The organism is Acidimicrobiales bacterium (assembly GCA_022452035.1).
In the GTDB taxonomy this organism is placed as follows: domain Bacteria; phylum Actinomycetota; class Acidimicrobiia; order Acidimicrobiales; family MedAcidi-G1; genus UBA9410.
Genome location: JAKURV010000002.1, coordinates 130549 through 156314 on the forward strand (window position 1 = coordinate 130549; position 25766 = coordinate 156314).

Sequence of the window (25766 nt, forward strand, 5' to 3'; positions counted from 1 at the left end):
GGGCGACAGGTCAGGCGTCGTCGGCCAGCGAGGCGGGCAGAGACAAGCGGCTCATGCGGCCTCCGTCGACGGTGAGTACCTGGCCGGTCACGAAACCAGCATCTGGGGTGGACAGCCACAGGACGGTGGCCGCCACGTCAGTCGGATCACCGATCCGACCCACTGGATGTAGAGACGCCAACTCAGCCACCGCCCGGTCCCTGTCCGGGTGCTTGTCCACGTAGGCCCGGTTCAGGTCGGTGTCGACCCACCCGGGAGCTACTGCGTTGCACCGGATTCCCGCCGGACCCAGGTCAACGGCCAGGGCCCGGGTCAGACCGTGCACCCCAGCCTTGGAGGCGGCATAGGAGGCGTGCCGGGCGTTGGCCCCCAGGCCCTCGATGGACCCGATGTTCACGATCGCCGGGTTGTCACGGCCCTCCATGAGGGGGAGAAGGTGCTTGGCCATGAGGAAGGGACCCCGCAGGTTCACGGCCATTGTCAGGTCCCAGTCGGCCACCGTCTCGTCGGCCACCGACCGGTTGGCCATGATCCCGGCGTTGTTGACCAGCACGTCAACCCCGCCGTGCCCGGCGTGCACTGATTCGGCGAACTCCATGACCGACGCCTCGTCGGTCACGTCCAGAGGGATCCACTCCCGGTGCCCGGCCACGTCCAGCCCAGCTCCGACGGTCCCGGAATCGTTGAGGTCGCCTACGACGACGGTGGCCCCCTCGACGGCGAACCGGTCCACGATTGCCCGCCCGATGCCTCGGGCACCCCCGGTGACGACGACCACCCGTCCGGCAGCCAGGCCTGACCCATCCTCCGGTCGTCGGTCGGCACTCATGCCGCCGTGTAGCCCCCGTCAACGCTGAGGTTGGCGCCGTTGACATGCCGCGAGCGGTCATCGGCCAGGAACGCGACCAGGTGGGCGACCTCTTCGGCGACCGGGATACGACCTTCCGGGATGTCGGGGAGATTTATGGAGCGCACCTCATCGACCGTCCTGTCACGCTCCGAGTACAGCATGTGGGTGTCGACGGCACCCGGGCAGACGGCGTTGACCCGGATGCCCTCAGCGGCGTGGTCCAGCGCCATAGCCCGGGTGAGGTTGGTGACCGCCCCCTTGGAGGCGCAGTAGGCGGCCAGCCCAACTGCACCGACCAGGCCGTTGGTGGAACTGATGTTCACGATGGCCCCACCACCGGCTGACCGGAGGGCGGGCAGGGCCGCTCTGCTGGTCCGGAACAGGCCGTCCACGTTGGTCGACATGACCCGATACCACTCCTCGTCACTGGTGCCCTCCGCATCGGACCGGGTGATGACCCCAGCCGCGTTGACCAGCACGTCGAGGCGGCCGAACGTACCGACGGCGGTCGCCACCGCCGCCTCGCCGTAGCCCGGCTCAGCCACGTCGCCCAGAGCCGTGGTCACCGTGCCGCCGGCCGCCGAAATCTCATCGACGACGGCTCCGGCCCGGTCGGCATTTCGTCCGCCCACTACGACGGCGAACCCGTCAGCGGCCAGGCGCAGGGCACAGGCCCGTCCGATGCCTGAGGAGGCACCGGTGACCAGGGCGACCCGGTTCGTATTGGTCGTATTGCTCATGGCCAGGTCCTTTCGTCGGTCCCGTTCCCGGTCGGGAACGGTTACATCTCCCGCCCAGAACGCAGCCGGAGCCGCCGGGCATACAGGTCGACACCCCACCCGAGGACCGGGTCAGGGACATTCCGGTTGGGGCGACCGCGAGCCAGCATGGCGTCCAGCAGGTCCGAGCCCTCGCTACACATCATCTCGGCGACCAGCTTTCCGCAGACGGTGCCCCGGCTCAGCCCAGTTCCATTGTGTACGCCGGCGGCAAAGATCCCGTCGACGAGATGACCAAAGACCGGCTCGCCGTTGCGGGCCATGCTTAGCGGCCCGCCCCATGTGTACTCGAAGGGCACGTGGACCAGTCCCGGGAACCGCGCCTCGAAGGCCCGCCGGTGGGCCCGGCCGGCCCGCTGGCGCCGCCGCCCCCCAGCCAGCGAATGGCGGCTGTACGAGTAGACGTTCCGAATCAGGATGCGACCGTCGCTCAGCCGTCGCACTGTGGTGCCCGACGGGGCGGCGGGGATTACCCCCCAGGTACGCGGGCCGCCAATGGAGGCTGACTCCCCATCGGTCAACGGCCGGGTCATTGACCCCCAGGTGACGACTGGGATTAGGTGATGCCGGTAAAAGCCGAATCCCGAGAGGAAGCCGTTGTTGGCCAGCAGCAGTTCCGGCGTGCGGACACTGCCCCTGTCGGTCCATAACTCGTGGGGCGGTCCAGCGTCCAACCACGTCACTGTTGTCTCCTCGTGCACCACCACGTTGGCCGGCAGGCTGGTGGCCAGACCTCGGCACAGGGCAGCGGGTTGCATGAGAGCGGTGCCCGGGGTGTGGAGACCGCGGACGTAGTGGTCGATGCCCAGTCGATCGACCAGTGCGTCGCCTTCCAGGACCTCGTAGGGCTCTCCGATCCGATCCAGGGTTGCTGCGAAATGCTCCAGTTCGGTGGAGCCCCGCTCGGTGCAGGCCGCGTGGGTTTTGCCGCCCCATATCCAGTCACAGTCAATGCCATGACTGGTAACCGCGTCGTTGAGGTAGGCCAGCCCGGCGCGGTTCAGGGCGATCTGTTGCTTCTCGAACTCGACGGATTCGGCGAACCCTTCAGAGCGGATGTTGTGGGCGTGGTCAATGCCGAACCCCGATGACCGGCCGGCTGCGCCGTTTCCGATCAGTCCCGCCTCCAGCAGAAGGACACGGGCGTCGGGACGTAGTTCCCCCAGCCGCCGGGCCGCTGCAAGCCCGGTGAAGCCGGCGCCCACCACCACCACGTCAGCCTCCGTCGGCCCGACGAGGGGAGCAGCCGGGAGAACCTCGGGAAGGGTCTCAAACCAGCCGTTGTCGCGGCGGGTGCGCGGTAGGAGGGTTACGGCTCCCACAGGGTCTAGGACAGGTCCATCCAGATGGTCTTCAACTCCGTGTACTGCTCATGGGCGGCGATCGACTTATCCCGCCCGCCGAAGCCCGACTGCTTAAATCCGCCGAACGGGGTGGTGATGTCACCTTCGCCGTAGCAGTTCACGGCCACCGTGCCGGCCCGAATGGCCCGGGCCGCCAGGTGGGCGGTCCGCAGGTCGGTGGTGTGGATGGTGCCGGCCAGGCCGTAGTCGGTGTCGTTGGCCAGGCGGATGGCCTCCTCGGGGGTGTCGAAAGCGGTCACGGCCAGCACCGGTCCGAAGACTTCCTCGCGGGCCAGGCGGCTGTTGGGATCGACGTCGGTGAACACGGTGGGCTCCACGAACCAGCCGCCGCTCTCCTCGCGGACCCGGTTGCCGCCCACCGCGCACGTCGAGCCAGCCTCGTGGGCATCGGCGATGTGGCTCAGCACCTTGTCGAGGTGGGCCTCCTCGATCATGGCGCCCATGGTCGTCTCGGCCACCAGAGGGTCGCCGACCACCCAGTCGCGGCTGCGCTCGGCGATGCGCTCCAGCAGCTCGTCCTCGACGGACCGCTGGACGATGAGCCGCGAGTTGGCGCTGCAGTTCTGCCCGCCGTTCCAGAAGATGCCCTCACAGATCCCGGTGGCCGCGGCGTCCAGGTCGTCGGCGTCGGCCATGACGATGACCGGGCTCTTGCCGCCGCACTCCAGTAGGACCTCCTTGAGGTTGGAGTCGGCCGAGTAGCGCAGGAAATGGCGGCCCACCTCGGTCGAGCCGGTGAAGGCCACGCAGTCCACGTCGGGGTGGAGGCCGATGGCCGCGCCGGCCGTCTCACCGAACCCGGGCACCACGTTGAACACCCCATCGGGGATGCCGGCCTCGATGGCCAGCTCGGCGATGCGGATGGTCGACATGGAGGTTTGCTCGGCGGGCTTGACCACGCAGGTGTTGCCGGCAGCCAGGATCGGGCCGATCTTCCAGCCGGCCATCATGAGTGGGTAGTTCCAGGGCAGGACGGCACCGACCACGCCGATGGGCTCGCGGACCACCATGCCCACCTTGCCCGGGCCCGACGGTGAGAGCTGGTCGTAGAGCTTGTCGGCGGCCTCGGCGTGCCAGCGCAGGGTGGCCACCAGGTCGGGGACGTCGAGGCTGGAGCAGTCGCTGATCGGCTTGCCGGCCTCTAGGGTCTCGATGACGGCCAACTCGTCAGTGTGGGCCTCGACCAGGCTGGCAAATCGAAGGATCAGCATCTTCCGGTCGATAGGGGCCAGCCGCCCCCAGGGTCCCTCCTCGAAGGCGGTACGGGCTGCGGCGACGGCACGGTCCACGTCGGCGGCGTCGCCCTCAGCCACCTGGGCCAGCTCACGACCATTGGCCGGGTTGAGGGTGGCGAAGGTCTTTCCGGAGTCTGCCTCCACGCTGCGGCCGCCGATGACGGCCCGGGTGGGTGGATCAATGGACGCGGCCAGAGCGGTCGGGTCGGCGAGGTCGATGGTCATCGGGCAGTTCCCTTTGGTCGAGCACGGCCCACGCCGGCATGGTCGGTCATCTGGACGAGCCAGTCCCGCTCGTCCTCCCATTCTCGGAAGACCAGGCGGTCCCGGTGCACCCCGTTGACGGGGAGGGTGGACAGTGCGGCCTGGAGGCCGACGCGGCCCTGATGGGTCATGGGTAGTACTGGGCGGCGGCACGGGCCGACGGTCCGGCCAACCATGTTGGCTGCCGTCTTGACCGCCGAGTTGTACTCGGCCTCGTGCGGGTTGTCCCAGAAGTAGAGGTTGGCCGGGAGCATCCGTCGCCACAGGTCCATGGCCTCGGCGTGGCGACCGGCCGTGATGTGGTCGTAGAGGGCTACGCACTCGTGCGGCATGACGTTGGCCGCGCCCCAGATCCATCCGGCGCTGCCGGCCATGAGGGCGAACGGAGCCAGCGGGTCGGCCCCGGCCAGCACGTGGCCGCCGATGCCCAGGAGTTGCTGGAGGCGGATCAGGTCGCCGGTGGAGTCCTTGATGTAGTCGATGTTCTCCATGGCGATGAGCCGGCGGTACAGGTCCGGGGTGATGTCGAAGCCGGACTGGGCCGGGATGTTGTACAGCACGATCGGGGCGTCGATGGCCCGGGCCAGCTTCTCGTAGTGGTACAGCACGCCACGCTCGAACGGTCCCTCGAAGTACGGGGGGAGGACCATCACGGCGCTAGCCCCCAGGTCGATGGCGGCCCGGGAGTTCTCGATGGCGTCCACCGTGGTGATGGCCGAGGTCTGGCAGATCACCGGGATGCGGTCCGCCACCTGGTCGATGCCGACCCGGAAGATGTGGTCCTTCTCGGCGGCCGACAGGAAGGCGAACTCGCCGGTTCCGGCAGCCAGCACCAGGCCGTGTACGCCGGCCTCTACGAGACTCTCGACATGGTCGCGTAGGCGCCCCTCGTCGACGGACTCGCCGCTGTCGTCGAACGGGGAGCTCATGGCGGCGCAGACGCCGTGGAGGAGCGGCCGGTCGGGTCCGGTGCCGTTGCTGGTGGTCATCGGGTGTTACCTCCCTGGGACGGGATGGTCGGGGCGGCGGTCCTCATGAGACCAGGTCGGGGAGTTCGGCGTCGCGGCGGGCCACGAACTCGTCGAGCTCGGCACGGACGTCGTCGTCCAGGGCCGGCTCCTCGTACTCCTCGAGGAGCTGGCGGCACTTCGCGGTGGCCCGGTCCTCGGCGCTGAGGGCGCCGTCGGCCAGCCACTGCTCGTAGTTGTCACTGTTCATCATCTCGGGCATCGAGAAGGCAGTCTGGAAGTTGGCCAGGGTATGGGCGGTGCCCAGGTGGTGTCCGCCGGGTGGGACCTCGCGCATGGTGTCCAGCACCTCGTTGAGGTCGTCGAACGACACGCCGCTGCCCAGTCGGTACATCATCTCCAGCTGTTCGCTGTCCAGGACCCACTTGGCGTAGGACTGGCACATGGCGCTCTCCAAGTAGCCGGTGGTGGACAGCACGAAGTTGGTGCCGGCCATGAGCACGCCGTACATGTTGCGGGCCGCCTCATAGCCGGCCTGGGCGTCAACCATCTTGGAGCTAGAGCAGGATCCGCTGCATCGCGACGGCAGCCCATAGTGGCGGGCCATCTGAGCGGTGAGCAGGTTCATGTGGCAGACCTCCGGCGTGCCGGCCTGCGGGGCGCCGGTCTTCATAGAGACCGTGGACACCCACTGGCCGTAAAGGGCGGGGGCACCAGCCCGGACCAGTTGCGAGAACGCCACGCCGGTCAGGGCCTCGATGTTGACCTGGATGACGGCGCCCACCGTCGAGGCCGGTGTGGAGGCACCGCCCAGCACGAAGGGACTGAACAGGGTGGCCTGGTTGGCCGCCGCGAACACCCGGACGCTGTCCAGCATGGTCTTGTCCCAGACGAGGGGAGTGTTGCCGTTGGCCAGGCAGGTCATGACCGTGGTGTCGCGCACGACGTCCTGGCCGAAGACGATCCCCGCCATGTGCAGGCTGTCCTCGGCCCGCTCCTTTGACGTCACGGCCCCCATGAACGGCTTGGACGAGTAGGTCAGCAGGTTCTGGGTCATGTAGAGGTGTCGCTTGGGGACCGGGACGTCCATCGGCTCGCAGACCACGCCGCCCGACATGTGCAGGGCCGGCGACAGGTGGTTGAGCTTGGTGAAATTCTTGAAATCCTCCAGGGTCCCTGGGCGCCGGGTGCCGTCCAGACCCAGGACGTACGGGGCGCCGTAGGACGGCGTAAAGATGGTCTTTCCGTTACCTACCGTCACTGTGTGGGTCGGGTCCCGGGCCACCATGGTGTACGAAGAGGGGGCGGTGCCGACGAGGGCCATCAGATGCTCGCGGTCGAGGCGCACCCGGGCGCCGTCCACGGCAGCTCCGGCGTCTCGCCACAAGGCGAGGGCGTCGTCACAGCGGAACTCCACTCCGACCTCCTCCACGACGTCCATCGAAGCGTCGTGTATGACCTGCACCTGGTCGTCGGATAGCAGGTTTACCCATGGGATTCGGCGTTCCAGCTCAGGAAGCCAGGAGCGGGTCCTGGTGCGGCGCTTAGCGGCTCGGGCGTCACGTCCCCGCCGGACGCGACCCAGTTCAGGTTCGACTGAGGTATCGGTCATCGGGGCTCCGGGGCGCGTCTCACCGGGGGATGCTCCCCATGATCGGACCCAAATGCAAGGCCGGCGTGGATTGTCGGGGGTGGCGACCGCTGCGAGACTCCGCCCGTGTCCGACGCTCCTACTTCCGATCCGATCCGTGCTGGGCGCGGAGCTCTCGGCCACCTGCGGGTTGCGGACTTCAGTCGGGTTCTGGCCGGTCCCATGGCGACAATGGTGCTGGCCGACCTGGGGGCGGACGTGGTCAAGGTCGAACAGCCTGGCGTGGGCGACGAGACGCGCACCTGGGGCCCGCCGTGGTGGGGGGACGGCGAGGAGGCGGCCAGTACCTACTACCTGGGCCTGAACCGCAACAAACGCAGCATCGCCCTGGACCTACGGGACCCCGACGACCTGGACGTAGCCAGCCGCATCGCCCTAGGGGCCGACGTGGTGGTCGACAACTTCCGGGTTGGGACGATGGCCCGGTTCGGCCTCGACCGGGACTCGTTGGCCGAGCGGAGGCCGGACCTCATCACGTGTTCGGTAACCGGCTTCGGCAGCACAGGGAAGGGTGCCGAATTGGCCGGATACGACTTCCTCGTACAGGCCATGAGCGGCGTGATGGCCATAACCGGTCGGGCTGAGGGCGAGCCGACAAAGGTTGGGTCGGCCGTGGTCGACAAGCTCACCGGGCTCTACGCGGCGATTGCCATCCTGGCCGCCGTGGAGGAGCGTCGGGTCAGTGGCCTCGGCCAGCATGTCGAAGTGTCACTGATGGGCTCGGCCCTGGCCGGGCTACTGAACGTGGGTTCGAGCCATGTGGTGGCTGGCACCGACCCGGTTCGGCAGGGCAACCGCCACCCGTCCATCGTCCCGTATCAGCCCTATCGCACGGCCGACGGGGTGCTGGCCGTCGCGGCGGCCAGCCCGTCGCTGTGGGAGAAGCTCTGTACGGCGCTGGACCGGGAGGTCTGGCTGACTGACGAGCGGTTCGCCAACAACGAGGCTCGTATGGTTCATGCTGACGAGCTGGAAGCCGAGATTGAGGGTGCCTTGGCCGAGAGGTCGACGGCCGAGTGGCTGGAGTGCCTGCGGGCCGCTGGCATTCCGGCTGGCCCCATCAACACGGTCCGCGGGGCATTTCGGGACGCCGCCGAGCTGGGCTTGGACCCGGTCGACGAATTAGATGATGGGGGAACGACGGGTGGTCGGCCGGGGCCGTTCCGTTCGGTTCGGTCGCCTATCCGGATGTCGGCCACCCCGCCGACGGTTCGCCGTCGACCACCGAACAACGATGAGCATGGCCGGGAGGTGCGCTCCGAAGTGGAGGACTGACCGTGCCGGCCGCTCAGCCGGTCGGATTAGGGCTCGATGATGTTATAGAAGCGCGGGAACGGCGTTACGCAAGCGAACAGGGATCGGAGGCCATTCACGTTGCCCTCGGCAACCAGCGAACCGTCGTCCAGCAAGGCGTCAATAGTGGCGCCCTCAGCGATCATGCGCTCGATGGCCGCCCGGTCGCCTCGGACCATCACGTCGGGCGTGGGGTAGGTCCGGTTGGGGACGGAGTGCATAGTCCCGTTTGAAAGCTCGATCCGCACCGCGGTGTCCTGGTCGGTGATGTGCCAGTTCACGGCCAGTGGGCCGACGGCCACGGCGGCCGGTCCGTCCAGTGAGGCGGCGATGAGATCGAAGGCCTGTTGGAGGTCCATGCCGGTGACCAGCTCGGGGCGGGGCCGGCTCGTCGACTCAAGGGTCAGCGAGCCGTTGCGCAGTTCCTGGGCCCCGGTTAGGTAGATGTCACGCCACGGTCCGCTTTCGGCCCGGTAGGCCAGTTGTTCGAAGGCGTCGGCCTGTAATAGGCGGGCTTCTTCACAACTCGGGTCGGCGAACACGGCATGCCGGAGGACTTCAGCCACCCAACGGTGGTCGCCGGCCTCGTAGGAGACCCGGGCTTGTTCCAGTAGATGGTCCATGCCCCCCATGAAGTCCACGTAGCGATTTCCGGCCTCCACCGGCTCGTACGGCTCGAGGCTGGAGGGGTGGCCGTCGTAGAAGCCGAGGTAGCGCTGGTAGACCGCCCGGACGTTGTGGCTGACCGTGCCGTAGTAGCCGTGGCACAGATAGTCATCCCATAGGCCGGGCGGAAGGTCGATAGCCGCCGAGATTTCGTTCGGGGTGTGCCCCAGGTTGATGAGCCGCATCGCTTGATCGTGTAGCCACCGGTAGAGATCACGTTGGCGGGTCAGGTAGCCCCGGACCGCCTCACCACCCCAGTGGGGCCATCCATGACTGGCGAACACCACGTCGGACACCTCACCCCAACGGTCTAGGGCCTCATCGATGTAGCGGCTCCACATGAGGGCATCGCGAACGAGGGCTCCTCGCAGGGTAAGCACGTTGTGCATGGTGCCGGTGCAGTTCTCGGCCATGCACAGGGCCCGGTGTTCGGGAAAATAGAAGTGCATCTCGGCTGGCGCCTCGGTCTCCGGAGTGAGTTGGAACTCCACCCGGATGCCATCCAGCACCAGTTCCTGGCCGGTTTCGGTGATCTCGATGGTCGGCGGGACCAGCGCCGAGGATCCGGTGGGCACGCCCTTTCCCAGCCCCTGGTCGACGTGTCCCTGTTCGTCCCAGGGGAGGAGCATCCCAAACTGGTACATGGCCCGTCGGCCCATGGCTGGCCCGGCCAACAAGTTCTCGGCCACTGCCTCTCGGAGGAACCCTTCCGGGGCCACGATCGGAACCTCGCCGGCGTCGATGCGCTCCTGTTCCACCATGCCGAGAATCCCACCGAAGTGGTCGACGTGGGAGTGGGTGTAGATCACAGCGGTCACTGGACGAGACCCAAGGTGCTCAGTAACGAGCTCGAAAGCTGCCCGGGCCGTCTCGGTGGTGGTCAGCGGGTCGATTACCACCCACCCCTCATTGCCTCGGATGAAAGTTGCGGTCGAGGTGTCGAAGCCTCGTACCTGGTAAAAGCCGTCGATCACCTCATAGAGGCCGTGTTGGGCGTTGAAGCCGGCCTGGCGCCAAAGCGACGGGTTGACGGTGTCGGGGCATGGCCCTTGGACGAAGTCCGACTTCGAGAGGTCCCAGGAGATAGGCAGCCACGGGTTCGGGTGGATCTTCTCGATGACCGGCTCGGTCCTGGTGGCGATGAAGCCCTGAGCCACATCGGCTGCGTCGGTGCCGTCGTCGGGCGGCAAGGAGGCGCCGAAGGCCTCGAGGTCGGCTCGCACGAAGGACGTAGCGGGCTTCTTGGCCCGTAGGTCATCGGTCATGGGACCTCCTCGGAGATCGGGGCCGTCGGAGTCGGTCAGGGGCTGGAGAAGACGGGACCGGTGTGGCCCAGCATGGGCACCGGCCCGGGGCCGTCCTGGTAGCGGTTTAACTCGAAGCGGCCGACGACGAAGTGATGGACCTCGTCGGGGCCGTCGGCTAGCCGGAGGGTGCGTTGCTGGGTGTACATCCGAGACAGAGGGGTCCACTGGGAGACCCCAGTGGCTCCATGCACCTGGATGGCCTCGTCGATGATCCGGCAGACCCGCTCGGGCACCATGGCCTTCACGGCGCTGATCCACACCCGGGCCTCAGCGTTACCCATGGTGTCCATGGCCCTAGCGGCTCGCAGGACCATCAGCCTCATGGCCTCGATCTCGATTCGGGCCCGGGAGACCACCTCCATGTTCTTGCCCAGGTGGGCGATGGTCTTCCCGAAGGCCTCGCGGTGCAGGCCCCGCCGGCACATGAGCTCGATGGCCCGCTCGGCGGCCCCGATTGAGCGCATGCAGTGGTGTATGCGTCCCGGCCCGAGTCGCATCTGGGAGATTTCGAAGCCCCGACCCTCGCCGAGCAGGATGTTCGACGCCGGGACCCGGGCGTCGTCGAAGGTGATGTGCATGTGACCGTGGGGAGCGTCGTCGTCGCCGAACACATGCATCGGGTGGTCGATGGTGACCCCCGGGTTGTCGATAGGGACGAGGATCTGCGACTGCCGGCGGTGTGGGGGACCGTCGGGGCTGGTCTGCACCATGGTGATCATTACCTTGCACCGGGGGTCGCCGGCACCCGAGATGTAGTACTTGGTCCCGTTAATCACCCACTCCTCGCCGTCCAGGACGGCCCGGCAGGCAATGTTCTTGGCGTCCGAGGAAGCCAAGTCGGGTTCGGTCATGGCGTAGGCCGACCGGATCTCGCCGTTCAGGAGGGGCTCTAGCCACTGCTCCTTCTGCTCCGGGGTGCCGACCCGCTCCAAGACCTCCATATTCCCGGTGTCGGGGGCCGAGCAGTTAAGACTTTCCGAAGCCAGGGGGTTCTTCCCCAGTTCAGCAGCGATGTAGGCATAGTCCAGGTTGGACAGGCCCTCGCCGGTCTCGGCGTCGGGAAGGAAGAAGTTCCACAGGCCGGCCCGTCGGGCCTCGGCCTTGAGCTCCGCCAGGATGTCCAGCTGCCCCGGGTGGTATCCCCAGTGGTCGGTGCGCTCGGCCCCGAGCCGGTGGAACTCGAGAGTGACCGGCTCCACCTCGTCGGCGATAAACGACCGGACCTGGTCGTAGAGAGGCCGGGCCCCATCGGACATGGTCAGGTCCAGCGATGGGTCGCTCGGGTCATCGATGTGCAGGCCGGGGCCAGTGACCATGAGTTGGATCCTCCGAGGATTGGTCGGGGGCGAACCTAGGCGGTCTGGTAGATGGTCTCCCCAGCGGGCATGATGCGCGCCATGGGAGTAGCTGACGAGGTATTGGGGCTGTTCGCCACCCAGGGTTCCAATAGCTACACCGAGCAGGTGACCATGGAGGAGCACGCCTGTCAGGCAGCGACGCTGGCCCGGGCTGAAGGGGCATCCGACGCCCGGGTGCTGGCCGCCTTGCTCCACGACATCGGCCACTTCCTGGATGAGCCCGACTCCGAGTTCGGGGTAACCGACCACGGTACGTCGGGTGGGGTGTGGCTGGCCGAGCGGTTCGTGGAGGAGGTCAGCGAACCTGTTCGGCTCCACGTGGCCGCCAAGCGGTACCGGTGCTTCGTCGACCCCGGCTACCAGTCTCGGCTCAGCTCGGCTTCGGTGGGAACGCTTCGCCTCCAGGGAGGCCCGATGTCGACCGACGAAGCGGAGGCCTTCGAGGCCGAGCCGCACGCCGACGGGGCCCTGGCCGTCCGGTCTTGGGACGATGGGGGAAAAGTTGACGGTCTAGACGTTCCCCCGTTGGCCGCGTGGCAGACGCTGCTGGAGGACCCGAGGTTCCACCGGTGAGCGGCCTTTCAGTCACCTCGGTGTTGCCCGACGAGGTGACGGTGGAGTTGTCCGGGGGTCCGGCCCGGTTTCACGCCATCTGGCTGCGGGACAACGCGCGGGACGATGCCTCGCGTCACACCGGCAACGACCAGCGCCTATTCGACGTGACCGAATTGCCCGACCACGTGGTGGTCCGGGCCGCTGAGGTGGTGGACGGCCAGCTGCGGGTGGAGTTCGAACCGGATGGGGCGATCAGCACCTATGGCGCGGCGTGGCTGGAGGCCCACCGCTACGACGGACCGATCGATATCTCGCCATCGGTGGCTGTTCCCTGGTCGGCCGATGGGTTCGTCGTGCACCGCCTGTCGTGGAGGGACCGCGGAGACATGACGGTCCGTGTCGAGGCCGACGGAGCCTTGATGCGCGACGGCCTGGTCGTGGTGCACGGCCTGGCCACCGGCCAAGACCCTGGAGTCGGCATCAGGGACGTGGCCGGCCTGTGGGGTCCGATCCGGCCGACCAACTACGGCGAGGTCTTCCACGTGCGGGCCCAGGCCGACCCGGTGAACCTGGCTTTCACGCCACGTGCCCTAAACGTGCATACCGACAACCCGTACCGCCGTCCGGTTCCCGGCTACCAGCTGCTGCACTGCCTGGTAGCCAGCGGGAGCGGTGGGGTGACCGTCCTGGTCGACGGATTCCGGGCCGCCGAGGTGCTGCGTCACGAGGATCCAGAGGCGTTCGCCGTGTTGGCTGGCCGACGAGTGCCCTTCCGGTGGGCGGGGGATGGATTCGATCTGCGGAATCGGTCGGCGCTAGTCGAGGTGGACGATCAGGGCGAGGTACGAGCCGTGCGGTACAACAACCGGTCAGCGGCTCCCTTCGACCTGCCTTACGACGAAATGGCCGGGTTCTACGAGACCTACCGCACCTTCGCCCGGATACTGCACCGACCAGAACTCGAGTTGCGGTTCACCCTGACCCCCGGCGAGTGCTTGGTGTTTGACAACGAACGGATCCTGCACGGCCGGGACGGCGAGGCCGATCCGGACCGGTATCTCCAGGGCTGCTACCTGGACCGAGACTGGGTCCACGGGAGGGTTACCCCACTCCCCGACTGACCAATCATCTTCTAATAACCTGTGTAACACGGAAACTGTGATACACATAAACACGTGGCAAACCTGACCCTGGCCATCGACGACGACCTTCTCCACCGAGCCCGGGTGCGGGCCGCCGAACAGGGCACCTCAGTCAACGCGGTGGTCCGAGATCTGTTGGTCGCATATTCGGCCGCCGACCGGGTGGAAGCGGCGCGCCGCCGCCTGGTGGCCCTCTCCGTCTCATCGGCCGCCGGGTCCGGGGGGCGACCGATTGTTCCCAACGGCCCGTGAGCCGTACTTTCATCGACGCTTCGGTTCTCGTCCGGCTGTTTGACGACGACGCCCCCGAGCGCCAGGCAGCGGCCCGGGCGTTAGTGGGCGCTACCGACGGGTCGGCCCTGGTCGTGTCGGGTCCCGGCCTGGCCGAGTTCCACCACGTGGTGACGGCCCTCCTAGCCCGACCACTTCAATCGATAGTGGCCGGCCGGGCCTTGGCTGAGCTGGCTGAGTTGACCGTGGTGCCGGCGGACGCCTCGCTGGTTCTGGCCGCTGCCGACACTGCGTCCGAACACGACCTAACCGTTCGGGACGCTCTGGCTGTCGAGGCGGCGGTGGTCGGTGGCTGTGACCGCATGGTCACCGAATCTCTCCCCGTGGGCACTGTGGTCCGGGGCGTTCGAATCGAGGATCCAGCGGTGGGAAACAATTCGTGATTTGGGGTATGGCCGATGACGTTGGGAGGTTCGTATGAAGAAGATCAACGGGTTGGTTTGTCACGACGTGGATGCACACGGCATCCGTATCCATGTAGCCGAGATCGGAGAGGGCCCGCTGGTGCTGTTCGTGCACGGGTTCCCCGAGTCCTGGTACTCGTGGCGGAACCAGCTTCCAGCCGTGGCCGCAGCTGGTTACCGAGCAGTGGCCATTGACGTCCGTGGTTATGGGTCCTCAGAGGCCCCGGAGGCGATCGATGCGTACCGGCTGGTCGATCTGGCCGGTGACTGCGTCGGAGTAATCGAAGCCCTTGGAGAGTCGGAAGCGGTCATCGTTGGTCACGACTGGGGTTCGCCCATCGCCAGCACGGCTGCACTCCTACGCCCCGACATGTTTCGGGCGATGGCCCTGCTCAGCGTGCCGTACACCCCTCGGAACGAAGTGCGACCGAGCGACTTCTTCCAATCCCTCGGAGGGAAGGATGTCTTCTACATCGACCACTTTCAGGAGCCGGGCGTGGCCGAGGCTGAGATCGCCGCCGATCCGGTCGCCTGGTTGGGCGCCTTCTACCTCAACGCCTCGGGCGGAGCTCCGGAGTCGGCACCCGGTGAACCACCCCGGTTCTTCACCAAACCCGGAGGTCGGCTTGTGGATCGTTTGGCGCCGTGGACCGGGCCATTGGCCTGGCTCTCCGCCGAAGACCTAGCGTTCTACGCCAGCGAGTTCGCCCGTGCTGGGTTCTCGGGAGGCCTGAACCGCTACAGGTGCATGGACCGTGACTGGCTTGACCTCCGGGCTTGGCACGGAGCGAAGATTCGACAGCCCTCATTGTTCATCGGCGGGGAGAAGGATGGGCCGACAGCTTTTGGCGCTGGCAGCATCGCACGGTTCCCGGAGACCCTTCCGGGCCTGCACGCCTCAGTAATCCTCCCGGGTGTCGGTCACTGGATTCAACAGGAGGACGCTGAGGGGACTAACGCTGTTGTCCTGGGGTTCCTTAACGAACTGAGCTGAGCCGACACGTAGGGAGAAGCGGGCTGGAGACGTCGCCTAGGGTTTCTTCATGGGAAGGGGCGATCACGGCCGGTTGACCCGCTCGCTGGGCCTCCGCCACGTCTTCGCCCTCTCCACGGGGGCCATGCTCTCCTCCGGCCTGTTCCTGCTTCCCGGCCTGGCAGCCTCCAAGGCGGGACCGGCCGCGGTGGTGGCCTACCTGCTGGCCGGGGTCCTGGCTGTGCCAGCCATGCTTAGCGTGTCGGAGCTCGCTACGGCCTTGCCCAAGGCCGGAGGTGCCTACTACTTCCTGGAGCGGGCGCTGGGGCCGGCGGTGGGTACGGTGGCCGGCTTTGGTACCTGGCTCTCCCTGGTCCTCAAGGACGCCTTCGCCATGGTTGGGATGAGCGCCTACCTGGTGCTGATTCTGGACGTGGACGCCACGAAACTGGCGCTGGCGCTGATCGCCCTGTTCACGCTGGTGAACGTGATCGGATCCAAGGCCAGTGCCTCGGTGCAGTTGGCCCTCGTGGTGGTGGTTCTGGCCATTATGGGCTGGTTCATCGTGGACGGGCTATTTGAGACAGCGTCGGCTGGGTTCGACGGGTCGAACCTGGATCCCTTCTTCGCCTCCGGGGCCAGTGGGTTGGTGGCGGTTGTTGGCCTGGTCTTCGTCTCCTACGGGGGCCTGACCAAGGTGGCCAGCGCCGCCGAGGAGGTCGACGATCCGTCTCACCGCATCCCGCTGGGTATGGCCCTGTCCCTGGCTGTGGCCACCACCCTGTACACCTTGGGCGTACTGGTCACGGTGGCTGTTGTGCCGGCCGACGTGCTTCACGGCGACCTAGCGCCTATCCACACGGCGGCCGAGACGGTGCTGCCAAAGATCGGGGTGTGGCTGGTCGTGGTGGCCGCCCTGGCTGCCTTCGCCTCGGCGGTCAACGCCGGGATCTTGGCTGCCGCCCGCTACCCGATGGCCATGGCCCGCGACGGCCTGCTTCCGGCCTGGATGGGCGGCCTTAGCCGCTTCGGTACCCCGGCGGTCGGCGTGGTCCTGACCGGTGCCGCCATTGCCGGGGTGGTGGTGGCCTTTGACGCCGAGGCCATCGCTAAGTTGGCCAGCGCCTTCGTGCTGCTGACCCTTGGTTTGGTGAACCTGGCTGTCTTGGTCCTGCGGGCCTCAGAGATCCAGTCCTACGCCCCCGCCTTCCGGTCTCCGCTGTATCCATGGACACAGTTGATCGGCATCGCCGTGTCGGCCTTCCTAATTTCTCAGCTGGGCATTGCCGCACTGGTGTTCATAGGGGTGGTGGCCGCCGTGGGTTGGGCTTGGCACCACCTGTACGCCACGCCCCGTACCGACCGGGCGGGCGCCATCCTGCACGTCTTCCGTCGGTGGGGGCGGGACGCCGACGACCTCCTGGACCGGGAGATCAGCGCGGCCATGGCCGGACACGGCCTCCGCAGCAACGACGACTACGCGGGCCTCATCGCCAGGGCCGTGGTGCTCTCCATCCCAGCCGGCACCGACATCGCTGAGGCGGCCGGTCGGGCGTCCAGCGTGCTGTCGGACCGCATTGGGGTGCCTACCGAACGCGTCACCGAGCGGTTCCTTGACACCGGCTCGCTGTGGATCCAGCCGTCGGACGACCACCCCACGGCTACCCCGGTGGCCCTATTCGACGCCATTGAGACCGACCAGCTGGTCATCGTCCGGGCGGCCTCCGGCATCCGGATCCCAGCGGCTTGGGGCGGGTCCGGAGAGCTGGTCAACGCCCTGTTCTTTCTGGCCGGGACGTCGTCGGATCCCGGTCGGTCGCTGCGACTTGCCGGTGAACTGGCCGGCTTCCTCCACACCGGAGCCCGGGCCTGCGGCCAGGCGTCCACCGAGGCCGAGGTCAAGTCTTCACTGCTTCCCGACCGGGCCGTCCGCCAGTACGCCCTGCTACCCGAAGGTCTGGACTCCGGCCTGATCGGCCGACGAGTGGGGGGGTTGCACCTGCCCGAGGGCGCCGAGGTGGCGGCAGTGACCCGTTTCGGGGTGCCACTGGACGTGGACGACACCCTGGTCCTGGAGGCCGACGACCAGATCACGATCGTGGGCCCGGAGAGCGCAATGCCGGCCCCGGGTGACCCGGCCCCCCTGGGCTGAGGTCGACCGGTCAGGTCAGGAGCAGACGGCGTACCTCTGCGGCTCCAGCCACCCGATTGGCGTCGGTAGCCGCGATAGGCGCCAGATTGATGTCCCGGGCTCCGGCTTCCAGGTAGGGACGGAGCCGGTCGGCTATGTCGGCCGGGGTCCCGACCGGTGAGTACCGCTCGAAGGCTGAGTAGGGCATGCCGTAAAACTTTTCCATGGCTGGGGCCAGTACGGATGTCCCCTCGTCCGGTGTGTCACCCAGGCCGACCCAGATCTGGTAGCCGTGTCGCCAGGACACGTCGGTCCGCCCGGCGTCGGCGGCTACCTGCTTGGTACGGGCCACGCCCTCGGCGAACCGGGCTGGCGAGCACCAGGTAGCCAGCCAACCGTCGCCCCGTCGCCCCGCCCGGTTGATCGCCGCATTCGACCGGCCGCCCACGGTGACCGGGACGGGCGGCGATGGCGCCGGGTGGATGCATACGTCGGGGGCGTCGTAGAAATCGCCCCGGTGGTCTACCGTTCCACCGGCCAGCAGTGGCCGCAGCACGTCCAGCGCTTCGTCGGTCCGACGACCTCGGGTGGCTGGGTCCACGCCCACCACCTCCATCTCGTGGCGGTCCTCCCCGCCCACCCCGACGCCGAACGTGAGACGCCCCGGGGCGTGGAGGGCCAGCGTCGAGATCTGGCGGGCCACGGCCACCGGGTGGCGCAGGGCCAGGAGGTAGACGCCCAGGTACACCCCGATCGTGGGGTGCAGGCCGGCTAGCCACGACACGGTGGTCAGGCCATCCATGCCCCGGCCACCGAAGAAGGCAATGTGATCGGCGGTCAGCAGGTGGTCGAGGCCACCGTCGGCCACCGCCCCGACGTAGTCCGCTGCCTCGTCCCGGGAGGCGAACCCGCCTGGAGGGAGCGACACGCCGACCCGGATCCCCGGGTCGGGGGCCGGGCTCACGGCGTTCGCTTCTCCCCGAACCGGTCCCACGAAGTGATCTTCTCGGCGCCGCGGTGTCGTGGAGCCACACCCCACTTCCCGGTCGGGTGGCCGAGGGGTAGCAGAGCCAGCACCTCGTAGCGTTCCGGGATCCCCAGAAGGTCCCGCACCTCGCCTTCGTAGATGCGATGCAGGGTCGTCATGGCCGTCCCCAGGCCGAGCGAACGGGCGGCGAGCATGAAGTTCTGGATGGCTGGGTATACCGAGGCGTGGGTGGGTCCGACCGGCATGGGGCCCTCGTCGTCGTGGACCGTCATGTCGATGGACGGCATGAGCAGCAGCACGAGGACCGGCACGTGCTCCAGGTTCTGGGCCAGGTGGACGGTGGCCCGGTTATTGCGCTCCCAGCCCTCGCGAACGGCGTCGTTGGGAAACTCGGTCGGGGCGATGACCGGCTCGTAGCGGGCCCAGCCCCGCCGGTAGATCTCGGCTAGGCCGAGCCGCAGGTCAGGGTCCCGGACAACCATGAACTGATAGGGCTGGATATTGCCTCCGCTGGGAGCCTGGACGGCGGCCCGCAGGCACGTCCAGACGTCGTCGTCGCTGACCGGTTCATCGGCATACCGGCGCATGGCCCGGTTGGTCATCAGGCCATCGAGCAGTCCGATCTCGTTGCCGCGGGTGCCGCCCGTCCTGTAGCTCATGCCTTTCCTCCTCAGAGATCCGTCTACTTGCCGGTGAACCGGGGTTCGCGCTTCTCGGTCAGGGCGGCCAGGGCCTCGGTGAAGTCCTCGGACGCAAAGGTCACGGTCTCCAGGGCCGTGGACAGGTCGAAGGCCGTGCCGCAGGTCTGCTTGATCCAAGCGTTCACCGCCTGTTTGGTGAACTGGACGGCCTGCGGAGCCCCGGCGGCTAGGCGCCGGGCCCAGGCCAGGCCAGCGGCTACGCACGCCTCAGGGTTGGGGGCCGTCTCCACGATGAGGCCCATCGACACGGCGTCGGTGGCCGTCACCGGATCTCCAGTCAGGAGGTACCGCTTGGCCAGTTGCGGGCCGACGGCCAGCGGCCAGGCCACGGTGCCGCCGTCGCCGGCCACGATCCCGACCTTCACGTGGGGGTCGCCAAGCCTGGCCGTTTCGGACATGACGGTCAGGTCGGCCAGCAGGGCGATGCTGGCCCCGAGCCCCATGGCGTGACCAGTGACTGCGCACACGATGGGTAGGTGGACGTCCAGCATGTTCCAAACGATGGACTTGCCGTCCAGGCGCACCTCGGCGGCGTAGCCGGGCTCGGAGAAGCGGGGGAACCAGGCGAAGTCGCCGCCGGCCGTGAAAGCCCGTTCGGTACCGGCCAGCAGCACGGCCCGGGCTTGGCGCTCGTCGCGCAGGCGCTGGAACAGATGGGTCAACTCGTGGTGCATCTGGGCGTCAACCTTGTTGAGGTCATCGTCCGGCTTGTCCACCGTCACCACGAGGACGTCGCCGTCCCGGTCGAACCGCAGGTACTCGAACTCGGCCATGTCGTCCTCTCCGTGACTCACGGCCGGGGTTCCCGGGGAAGCCCGAGCAGCCGCTCGCCGATGATGTTGCGCTGCACCTCACTGGTGCCGCCTCCGATTGTCAGGGCCCGGGAGAAGTAGTGCCCCCAGGCCCAGGGGTCCTCGTGTTCCTCGTAGGGGTAGTTCCCGTCCAGCATGGTCGACGGGCCCTCGAGGTCCTTCACCAGCGCCATGGCCTTCTGGCCGTGCTTGTCGCCGATGGCCTTGCGGACCGAGGAGAGGGGGCCGGGGTCTCCGCCCGTGACCTGGGCGCTCATGATCCGACGGTTCAGGAGTCGCAGGATCACCATCTCGGTGTAGAGGTCGGCAATGCGTTGGCGCAGGACCGGATCGGAGCAGGCGAAGGACCGGAGCCTGTCGAGCACCGCCGGGTCGGCAGGGCCCCGTCCCCAGAGCACCCCGCCCTCCGACAGGGAGACTCGTTCGTTGGCCAAGGTGACCTTGGCCAGCTTCCAGCCCTCGTTCTCTGCGCCGACCATGTTCCCGGCCGGGATGCGGACTTCGGTCAGGAACGTCTCGTTGAAGTGGCGTCCGCCGGTCATCTCGATGATGGGGCGTACCTCGATGCCTGGTGTGGACATGTCGAGCAGGAAATAGGAGATGCACTTCTGGGGCGGGCCCTCGTCGGCAGTCCGGGCCAGGAGGATCCCCCAGTCGGTGACATCAGCCCGGGTGGACCAGATCTTGGAGCCGTTGACCACGTACACGTCGCCGTCGCGTACGGCCCGGGTGCGCAGGGAAGCGAGGTCCGAACCGGCCTCGGGCTCGCTGAACAACTGGCACCAGCCCTCAGTGTCATCGAGCATGGGAGGCAGGAAGCGGGCCTTTTGCTCCTCGGTGCCGCCAGCCAGGATCGTCGGTCCGGCCCAGCCCACGCCGATGGAGGCACCGGGCAGCCGCAGGCCGGCAGCTCGGAATTCGTCGTCGATAATCAGCTGGGTTGCCGGATCGGCGTCCCGGCCCCACGGGCGGGGCCAGTGGGGGGCGACGAAGCCACCGTCGGCCAAGTCTTTCCGGGTGGGTTCGGGATGGTCAGCCAGCCAGGCCCGGACCTCGACCCGGCGGGGGTCGTCGTCCGGGGGGAGGGAGAAGTCCATGGTCGGGCAGTCTCCCGCACTGATTAGAGAAGCGCGGTGTCGGTGTCCAGGCCGAGCCGGAGCCGGCCGGTGAGCTCACGGATGCGGGGAGCCACCATGGCGTGGGTGGCGGCCACCTGGCCATCGCGGACCATGCGTTGAAGGGGTTCGCGGAGATAGACGGCGCTGCCGCCCGCCTCTCGTTGTAGGTGCCCCAGGGCGTCGGCGCACCGCTGGGCGGCGTCGCAGGCGGCCAGTCGCAGGCTGCGGCGGTGTTCGACGGTGAGGGGGTCGCCAGCCCGGGCGGTCTCCCAGGCCTCGCCCAGTACGTCGTGGAGGAAGGCTAAGGAGGAACGGGCAGTGGCCTCGGTGCTGGACAGCACGGTCTGGCCGGAGGCCCGCTCGGAGAGTGTGCGACCAGAACCCTCGGGCTTCTTGTCCACGGCGATCTCCGCGAACCGGTCCACGGCCCCGTTCAGTAGACCGATAGCCACCGCGGCGACCCCGGCGGCCAGCATTCCGTAGAAGGGGAATCGCCACTGCGGGCCGTCCAGGCGGGGCACGGCGGTGGGGAGCTGGAGCCATCGACCCTCAGGGACGAAGGCGTCGTCGACCCGGTAGTCGGTCGACCCGCTGCCTGCGAGCCCGGTGACGTGCCAGGTGTCGAGGTGTTCCACGTCGTCCGGGTCGAAGAAGACGAAAGGCGCGAACAGGCCGTCGTCTCGCCTGGTGGGCGTCCCGTCGGAGTCGACGATCCGGGCTCCGCCGCCGATCCAGGTGCAGTGGTGCGTTCCGGATCCCCAAGCCCATGTTCCGGTCACCCGGAGCCCACCTTCGACGGCGACCGCCCGCCCGACCGGAGCGGCGTAGCCGCCGACGCACGAGTCGGCCGGGCCAAATATCAGGGTGGCTACGTCAAGGGGTAGGAAGCCAGCCTGGAGCGAAGTGGTGCCGGCGATCATCACACACCACCCGGCCGCCCCGTCGTGGCGGGATACCTCGGCGATGACATCGATAGCCGTTGCCACGTCCAGTTCTGGCCCGCCCAAGTCGGTGGGGGTCAGCAGCCGGAACAGCTCGGCATCAGCGAGGTCGGCCACGACGTCGGCGGGCAGTGTGCGGTTGGCTTCGATGCGTTCAGAACGGTCGGCGAGCGACGGTCCGAGGGCACGGGCCCGTTGGAGGAGGTCGGACATGGAAAAAAACTAGAAGATACTTCTAGAAATAGCAAATAAAACTAGAAATAGCATAGAGTCACGAGTATGTCGACCATCAAGGAGGCCTCGCCGATCGGCCGGTCGGAGCGCACACGGCAGGTCCTGGTCGCGGCCACCGTGCGGCGTCTACGGGCCGACGGAGCTTTCACCGCCGAACAGGTGGCGTCCGACGCCGGGGTCAGCGTGGCCACTATCTACAACCGTTTCCCGGACGGCCGTGACGGTCTGCTGGTCGCCGCCTTCGACCGGGTGCTGGACCGGGTGGTCGCTGCCAGTACCAGACCCCTGACCGCCGACCACCTCCTAGACCACGGGCTGGACTCCACGCTGCGATCCCTAGTCGACGGCCTGGTCACCGTGTTCGCCGAGGAGGCGCTGGTCATGCGGGCGGCATTGGCCCGCCTGCCGGAGAACCGCCTGCTCCGCGAGGCCTATCGCCGACACGAGGCCGAGGCCCGGGATGCCAGCCGGCAGTTCATTGAGCGGGGACAGGCCGCCGGTCGGATCACCGACGGTGACCTCGACGAACTGGTGGACGTGGTCCTTGTCGTCGGCCAAGGCGTCAACAACCCGGTACTACTCGGCTCGGCACGACGTGAACAACTAATTGACCACCTGACAGAAGCCCTGGTAGCCGTCCTTGCACCTGAGAGGCTGACTCAGTGACCGAACCGGTTGACGAGGGTCTCGTCATCTACTGGCGCCCCCTCTGCGGATTCTGCCAGCGGCTGCTCGAGGCCCTGGAGGTGGCCGGAATCCAGGCCACCCTCCGCAACATCTGGGATGACCCGGAGGCGGCCACCTTTGTGCGATCCGTCAACGACGGTGCCGAGACGGTGCCGACCGTGGTGGTGGACGGCATCGTCTACACCAACCCGCCACCCGACCAGCTGGTGATCCATTTGCAACAGGCCTAGCCCGGTTTCGCTGGCGGACCGGCCCTCGTTGCGCGACCATCGGTGGTCTGGACGGGACCGGGGAACCTCCTCGACGATGAGGTGGCAGCCCGACCGGAGAACCAAGGGGGATTGGTGATGGAGGTCTCCGTAACGGTCAACGGAACGACGCGTTCCGCTGACGTCGAGCCGCGGACCCTGCTGGCGCACTTCCTGCGCGACGAGCTGGGCCTGACCGGTACCAACATCGGCTGCGACACCAGCTCGTGCGGGGCCTGCACCGTGCTGGTGGACGGCCGATCGGCCAAATCGTGCACCCTGCTGACCGCCCAGGTGGACGGCGCGGAGGTCACCACCATCGAGGGCCTGGCCGGAGCTGACGGCCTGCACCCCATGCAGCAGGCCTTCCACGAGTGCCATGCGCTGCAGTGCGGCTACTGCACCCCTGGGATGGTCATGGCCGCCGTCTCGCTGGTCGACGAGTACGAGAACCTCGACGCGGCCGGAGTCCGGGTCGGCCTGGAGGGCAACCTCTGCCGCTGCACCGGCTACCAGAACATCGTCAAGGCCGTCCTGGCCGCCAGCGAGTGAGGGGGCCGAGATGACTGACACCATGAACCCATTCGCCGGCGGCATCGTTGGTACGCCCCGACTCCGCAAGGAGGACCCGGCCCTGCTGACCGGGGAGTCGAAGTTCATAGACGACCTGAACCTCCCGGGTGCACTGTGGATCTCGTGCGTCCGCAGCCCGTACGCCCATGCCCGCATCGGTGCCATAGACGCCTCGGCTGCACTGGCCACCGACGGCGTGGTCGCGGTCTACACCGGTGCCGACCTGGAGGGCGACTGGGCCGGACCTCTGCCCTGTGCCTGGCCAGTCACTGACGAAATGAAGAACCCGGCTCACCTGCCGGTGGCCGTTGGCAAGGCCAACTTCGCAGGCGATGCAGTCGCCGTCGTGGTGGCCACCTCGCGCTACGCGGCCGCCGACGGTGCCGAGGGCGTGGTCGTCGACTACGAGCCGCTCGAGGCTGTGGTCGACCTCGATGACGCGGCCAGCGACAGGGTGGTCATCCACGACGACTGTGGAACCAACGTCTCCTACGACTGGCCGCTGGTACCGGACCCTGACGCCGTCGCCGCAGCCTTCGAGAACGCCGTACACCACGTGACCGAGACCTATGTGCACCAGCGGCTCATACCGGCGCCCATGGAACCGCGCGGTGTCGCAGCTGTACCTGCTCCGCACAACGGCGACATGACCCTCTACTCGTCTACCCAGATCCCCCACGTCCTGAAGGTCATGGGGGCCCTCACCCTGGGCATGCCGGAACAGAAGTTACGGGTCATCGCCCCCAGCGTGGGCGGCGGCTTCGGCTGCAAGCTAAACGTGTACGCCGAGGAGCTCATCTGCATGGCCTTGGCCAACCGCCACGGCGGCACCGTCCGCTGGACCGAAACTCGGACCGAGGCCGCCACGTCCACGATCCAAGGCCGGGCCCAGAAGCAGACCATCGAGTTGGCCGCCGACGCCGATGGGAAGTTGACCGCCGTGCGGGCCACCCTCCTGGCCGACATGGGGGCCTACCTGCAGCTGGTGGCCCCCGGAGTACCGCTGCTAGGGGCGTTCCTCTACCACGGCCTCTATGACGTGCCGGCCTACGCCTTCACCTGTCGGGGTGTGTTCACCAACCTTGCGCCTACCGATGCCTATCGGGGGGCCGGCCGACCGGAGGCCACCTACGCCATCGAACGGGCCATGGATGCCCTGGCGGTGGCTGTCGGGGTGGAGCCGGACGAGATCCGGTCCCGGAACTACATCCCGCCAGAGAAGTTCCCCTACGACTCGCCGGCCGGGCTGGTGTTCGACTCGGGCAACTACCAGCCCACCCTGGACCGGGCCAAGGAACTGGTGGACTGGGACGGCCGACGGGCCGAACAGGCCGAGCGGCGGGCCGCCGGGTCGACCGTTCAGCTGGGCCTGGGTATCTCGTCGTACGTCGAGATGTGCGGCCTGGCACCCAGCCGGACCCTGGCCGCTCTTAACTACGGTGCCGGGGGCTGGGAGTCGGCCACCGTTCGGATTCTGCCCACCTGCAAGGTCCAGGTGGTTACCGGCTCAACTCCCCACGGCCAGGGTCACGAGACCAGTTGGTCGATGATCGTGGCCGACCAGCTGGGCGTAGATCCCGACGATGTGGAGGTCCTCCACTCCGATACGGCAATTAGCCCAATGGGTATGGACACCTACGGGTCCCGGTCGCTGTCGGTAGGGGGTACGGCACTTTGGATGGCCACCGAGAAGGTCATCGACAAGGCGCGTACCATTGCTGCCCACATGTTGGAGGCCAGCACCGAGGACCTGGAGTTCTCGGGTGGAACCTTCTCGGTGAAGGGCAGCCCGGACAAGGAGGTTCCCCTGGCCGGGGTGGCCTTCGGGGCCTTTACCGCCCACGACCTGCCCGACGGCGTGGAGCCCAACCTGGAAGCCCAGGTCACCTGGGACCCGGGGAACTTCGTATTCCCGTTCGGCACTCACATCGCGGTGGTGGAGGTCGACGAGGAGACAGGTGCCGTCGAGTTGGTGGACTACGCGGCGGTTGACGATTGCGGCAACCAGATCAACCCGATGATCGTGGAGGGCCAGCTGCACGGCGGCATTGTCCAGGGCATCGCCCAGGCACTGTGGGAGGACGCCGTCTACGACGACGACGGTCAGTTGAGGTCGGCCAGTCTGGCCGACTACCTGGTGCCCTCAGCTGCTGAGTGCATCGACATGAAGTTGGACCACACGGTCACCCCGTCAGGTACCAACCCCATGGGGGTAAAGGGCATCGGAGAGGCG

At 67.6% G+C, this 25766-nt stretch carries 24 protein-coding genes; 11 read left to right on the forward strand and 13 right to left on the reverse strand.

The genetic code is table 11. The annotated features are described in order from the left end of the window. Window positions 1-10: 10 nt before the first annotated feature. The 6 genes from MK181_01680 to MK181_01705 are packed head-to-tail and all read right to left on the reverse strand — an operon-like array spanning window position 11 to window position 7072. On the reverse strand, window positions 11-829 hold the full coding sequence (locus MK181_01680) for an SDR family oxidoreductase (GenBank protein MCH2418503.1): 819 nt from the start codon (window positions 827-829) through the stop codon (window positions 11-13). Next, window positions 826-1590: an SDR family oxidoreductase gene (locus MK181_01685; protein MCH2418504.1), complete on the reverse strand. Its 765-nt coding sequence runs from the start codon at window positions 1588-1590 to the stop codon at window positions 826-828. The genes MK181_01680 and MK181_01685 overlap by 4 nt, the downstream gene beginning before the upstream one ends. Window positions 1591-1631: 41 nt before the next feature. Further along, window positions 1632-2951: an FAD-binding oxidoreductase gene (locus MK181_01690; GenBank protein ID MCH2418505.1), complete on the reverse strand. Its 1320-nt coding sequence runs from the start codon at window positions 2949-2951 to the stop codon at window positions 1632-1634. A gap of 5 nt (window positions 2952-2956) precedes the next feature. Beyond that, window positions 2957-4453, reverse strand: a complete 1497-nt coding sequence (locus MK181_01695) for an aldehyde dehydrogenase (protein ID MCH2418506.1) — start codon at window positions 4451-4453, stop codon at window positions 2957-2959. Beyond that, window positions 4450-5481, reverse strand: a complete 1032-nt coding sequence (locus tag MK181_01700; GenBank protein ID MCH2418507.1) for a dihydrodipicolinate synthase family protein — start codon at window positions 5479-5481, stop codon at window positions 4450-4452. The genes MK181_01695 and MK181_01700 overlap by 4 nt, the downstream gene beginning before the upstream one ends. 43 nt (window positions 5482-5524) lie before the next feature. Continuing rightward, window positions 5525-7072, reverse strand: a complete 1548-nt coding sequence (locus MK181_01705) for a trimethylamine methyltransferase family protein (GenBank protein MCH2418508.1) — start codon at window positions 7070-7072, stop codon at window positions 5525-5527. Window positions 7073-7177: 105 nt separating this feature from the next. Here MK181_01705 and MK181_01710 point away from each other — a divergent pair, with 105 nt between their 5' ends. Next, window positions 7178-8386: a CoA transferase gene (locus tag MK181_01710; protein MCH2418509.1), complete on the forward strand. Its 1209-nt coding sequence runs from the start codon at window positions 7178-7180 to the stop codon at window positions 8384-8386. Window positions 8387-8412: 26 nt separating this feature from the next. Here MK181_01710 and MK181_01715 read toward each other — a convergent pair whose 3' ends face one another. Both MK181_01715 and MK181_01720 read right to left on the reverse strand, forming a co-directional pair. Continuing rightward, window positions 8413-10335 (reverse strand): MBL fold metallo-hydrolase, encoded by a 1923-nt coding sequence (locus tag MK181_01715; protein MCH2418510.1) that lies wholly within the window; start codon window positions 10333-10335, stop codon window positions 8413-8415. 35 nt (window positions 10336-10370) lie between these two features. Beyond that, window positions 10371-11693, reverse strand: a complete 1323-nt coding sequence (locus MK181_01720; GenBank protein MCH2418511.1) for an acyl-CoA dehydrogenase family protein — start codon at window positions 11691-11693, stop codon at window positions 10371-10373. Between the two features lie 51 nt (window positions 11694-11744). Here MK181_01720 and MK181_01725 point away from each other — a divergent pair, with 51 nt between their 5' ends. From MK181_01725 to MK181_01750, 6 genes are read left to right on the forward strand one after another with little or no spacing between them, the layout of a single operon-like run. Next, window positions 11745-12308: a hypothetical protein gene (locus MK181_01725; GenBank protein MCH2418512.1), complete on the forward strand. Its 564-nt coding sequence runs from the start codon at window positions 11745-11747 to the stop codon at window positions 12306-12308. After that, window positions 12305-13411, forward strand: coding sequence for a TauD/TfdA family dioxygenase (locus MK181_01730; GenBank protein MCH2418513.1), 1107 nt, complete (start codon window positions 12305-12307; stop codon window positions 13409-13411). The genes MK181_01725 and MK181_01730 overlap by 4 nt, the downstream gene beginning before the upstream one ends. A 54-nt stretch (window positions 13412-13465) precedes the next feature. Next, window positions 13466-13684: a hypothetical protein gene (locus MK181_01735; GenBank protein MCH2418514.1), complete on the forward strand. Its 219-nt coding sequence runs from the start codon at window positions 13466-13468 to the stop codon at window positions 13682-13684. Beyond that, window positions 13681-14106 (forward strand): PIN domain-containing protein, encoded by a 426-nt coding sequence (locus MK181_01740; GenBank protein ID MCH2418515.1) that lies wholly within the window; start codon window positions 13681-13683, stop codon window positions 14104-14106. The genes MK181_01735 and MK181_01740 overlap by 4 nt, the downstream gene beginning before the upstream one ends. A 34-nt stretch (window positions 14107-14140) precedes the next feature. Beyond that, window positions 14141-15121 (forward strand): alpha/beta hydrolase, encoded by a 981-nt coding sequence (locus MK181_01745; protein MCH2418516.1) that lies wholly within the window; start codon window positions 14141-14143, stop codon window positions 15119-15121. A gap of 49 nt (window positions 15122-15170) precedes the next feature. Next, complete coding sequence (locus MK181_01750) at window positions 15171-17252, forward strand: amino acid permease (protein MCH2418517.1); 2082 nt, start codon at window positions 15171-15173, stop codon at window positions 17250-17252. Between the two features lie 10 nt (window positions 17253-17262). On the opposite strand, the gene MK181_01755 is transcribed toward MK181_01750, so the two are convergent. Genes MK181_01755 through MK181_01775 form a run of 5 tightly spaced genes read right to left on the reverse strand, consistent with a single transcriptional unit; the run spans window position 17263 to window position 22004 of the window. After that, window positions 17263-18195 carry an LLM class flavin-dependent oxidoreductase gene (locus MK181_01755; protein ID MCH2418518.1) on the reverse strand — a complete coding sequence of 311 codons (933 nt, stop codon included), beginning with the start codon at window positions 18193-18195 and terminating at the stop codon, window positions 17263-17265. Beyond that, entirely contained in the window at window positions 18192-18878 is a 687-nt protein-coding gene (locus tag MK181_01760; protein ID MCH2418519.1) for a nitroreductase family protein, read from the reverse strand. The genes MK181_01755 and MK181_01760 overlap by 4 nt, the downstream gene beginning before the upstream one ends. A gap of 23 nt (window positions 18879-18901) precedes the next feature. Further along, window positions 18902-19714 carry an enoyl-CoA hydratase-related protein gene (locus MK181_01765; GenBank protein MCH2418520.1) on the reverse strand — a complete coding sequence of 271 codons (813 nt, stop codon included), beginning with the start codon at window positions 19712-19714 and terminating at the stop codon, window positions 18902-18904. Next, on the reverse strand, window positions 19711-20829 hold the full coding sequence (locus tag MK181_01770) for an acyl-CoA dehydrogenase family protein (GenBank protein MCH2418521.1): 1119 nt from the start codon (window positions 20827-20829) through the stop codon (window positions 19711-19713). Before MK181_01770 ends, MK181_01765 begins: the two co-directional genes overlap by 4 nt. A gap of 23 nt (window positions 20830-20852) precedes the next feature. Continuing rightward, window positions 20853-22004, reverse strand: coding sequence for an acyl-CoA dehydrogenase family protein (locus MK181_01775; protein MCH2418522.1), 1152 nt, complete (start codon window positions 22002-22004; stop codon window positions 20853-20855). Window positions 22005-22070: 66 nt separating this feature from the next. Between MK181_01775 and MK181_01780 the strand changes: the two genes are divergently transcribed. From MK181_01780 to MK181_01795, 4 genes are all read left to right on the forward strand, one after another. Beyond that, the gene (locus tag MK181_01780; protein ID MCH2418523.1) at window positions 22071-22691 is read left to right on the forward strand and encodes a TetR/AcrR family transcriptional regulator; all 621 of its coding nucleotides are present in this window, start codon (window positions 22071-22073) and stop codon (window positions 22689-22691) included. Continuing rightward, window positions 22688-22942 (forward strand): NrdH-redoxin, encoded by a 255-nt coding sequence (locus tag MK181_01785; protein MCH2418524.1) that lies wholly within the window; start codon window positions 22688-22690, stop codon window positions 22940-22942. Before MK181_01780 ends, MK181_01785 begins: the two co-directional genes overlap by 4 nt. A gap of 117 nt (window positions 22943-23059) precedes the next feature. Then, entirely contained in the window at window positions 23060-23512 is a 453-nt protein-coding gene (locus MK181_01790; GenBank protein MCH2418525.1) for a (2Fe-2S)-binding protein, read from the forward strand. A 10-nt stretch (window positions 23513-23522) separates the two neighbouring features. After that, the coding region (locus tag MK181_01795) for a xanthine dehydrogenase family protein molybdopterin-binding subunit (protein MCH2418526.1) at window positions 23523-25766 on the forward strand (2244 nt) is incomplete at its 3' end.

Coding starts and splice junctions, on each gene's coding strand:
- MK181_01720 (MCH2418511.1), bottom strand. CDS start 11,693: ATGGTCACTGGCCCCGGCCTGCACATCGATGACCCGAGCGACCCATCG.
- MK181_01775 (MCH2418522.1), bottom strand. CDS start 22,004: ATGTCCGACCTCCTCCAACGGGCCCGTGCCCTCGGACCGTCGCTCGCC.
- MK181_01705 (MCH2418508.1), bottom strand. CDS start 7,072: ATGACCGATACCTCAGTCGAACCTGAACTGGGTCGCGTCCGGCGGGGA.
- MK181_01770 (MCH2418521.1), bottom strand. CDS start 20,829: ATGGACTTCTCCCTCCCCCCGGACGACGACCCCCGCCGGGTCGAGGTC.
- MK181_01780 (MCH2418523.1), top strand. CDS start 22,071: ATGTCGACCATCAAGGAGGCCTCGCCGATCGGCCGGTCGGAGCGCACA.
- MK181_01760 (MCH2418519.1), bottom strand. CDS start 18,878: ATGAGCTACAGGACGGGCGGCACCCGCGGCAACGAGATCGGACTGCTC.
- MK181_01685 (MCH2418504.1), bottom strand. CDS start 1,590: ATGAGCAATACGACCAATACGAACCGGGTCGCCCTGGTCACCGGTGCC.
- MK181_01700 (MCH2418507.1), bottom strand. CDS start 5,481: ATGACCACCAGCAACGGCACCGGACCCGACCGGCCGCTCCTCCACGGC.
- MK181_01750 (MCH2418517.1), top strand. CDS start 15,171: ATGGGAAGGGGCGATCACGGCCGGTTGACCCGCTCGCTGGGCCTCCGC.
- MK181_01680 (MCH2418503.1), bottom strand. CDS start 829: ATGAGTGCCGACCGACGACCGGAGGATGGGTCAGGCCTGGCTGCCGGA.
- MK181_01715 (MCH2418510.1), bottom strand. CDS start 10,335: ATGACCGATGACCTACGGGCCAAGAAGCCCGCTACGTCCTTCGTGCGA.
- MK181_01745 (MCH2418516.1), top strand. CDS start 14,141: ATGAAGAAGATCAACGGGTTGGTTTGTCACGACGTGGATGCACACGGC.
- MK181_01695 (MCH2418506.1), bottom strand. CDS start 4,453: ATGACCATCGACCTCGCCGACCCGACCGCTCTGGCCGCGTCCATTGAT.
- MK181_01725 (MCH2418512.1), top strand. CDS start 11,745: ATGGTCTCCCCAGCGGGCATGATGCGCGCCATGGGAGTAGCTGACGAG.
- MK181_01790 (MCH2418525.1), top strand. CDS start 23,060: ATGGAGGTCTCCGTAACGGTCAACGGAACGACGCGTTCCGCTGACGTC.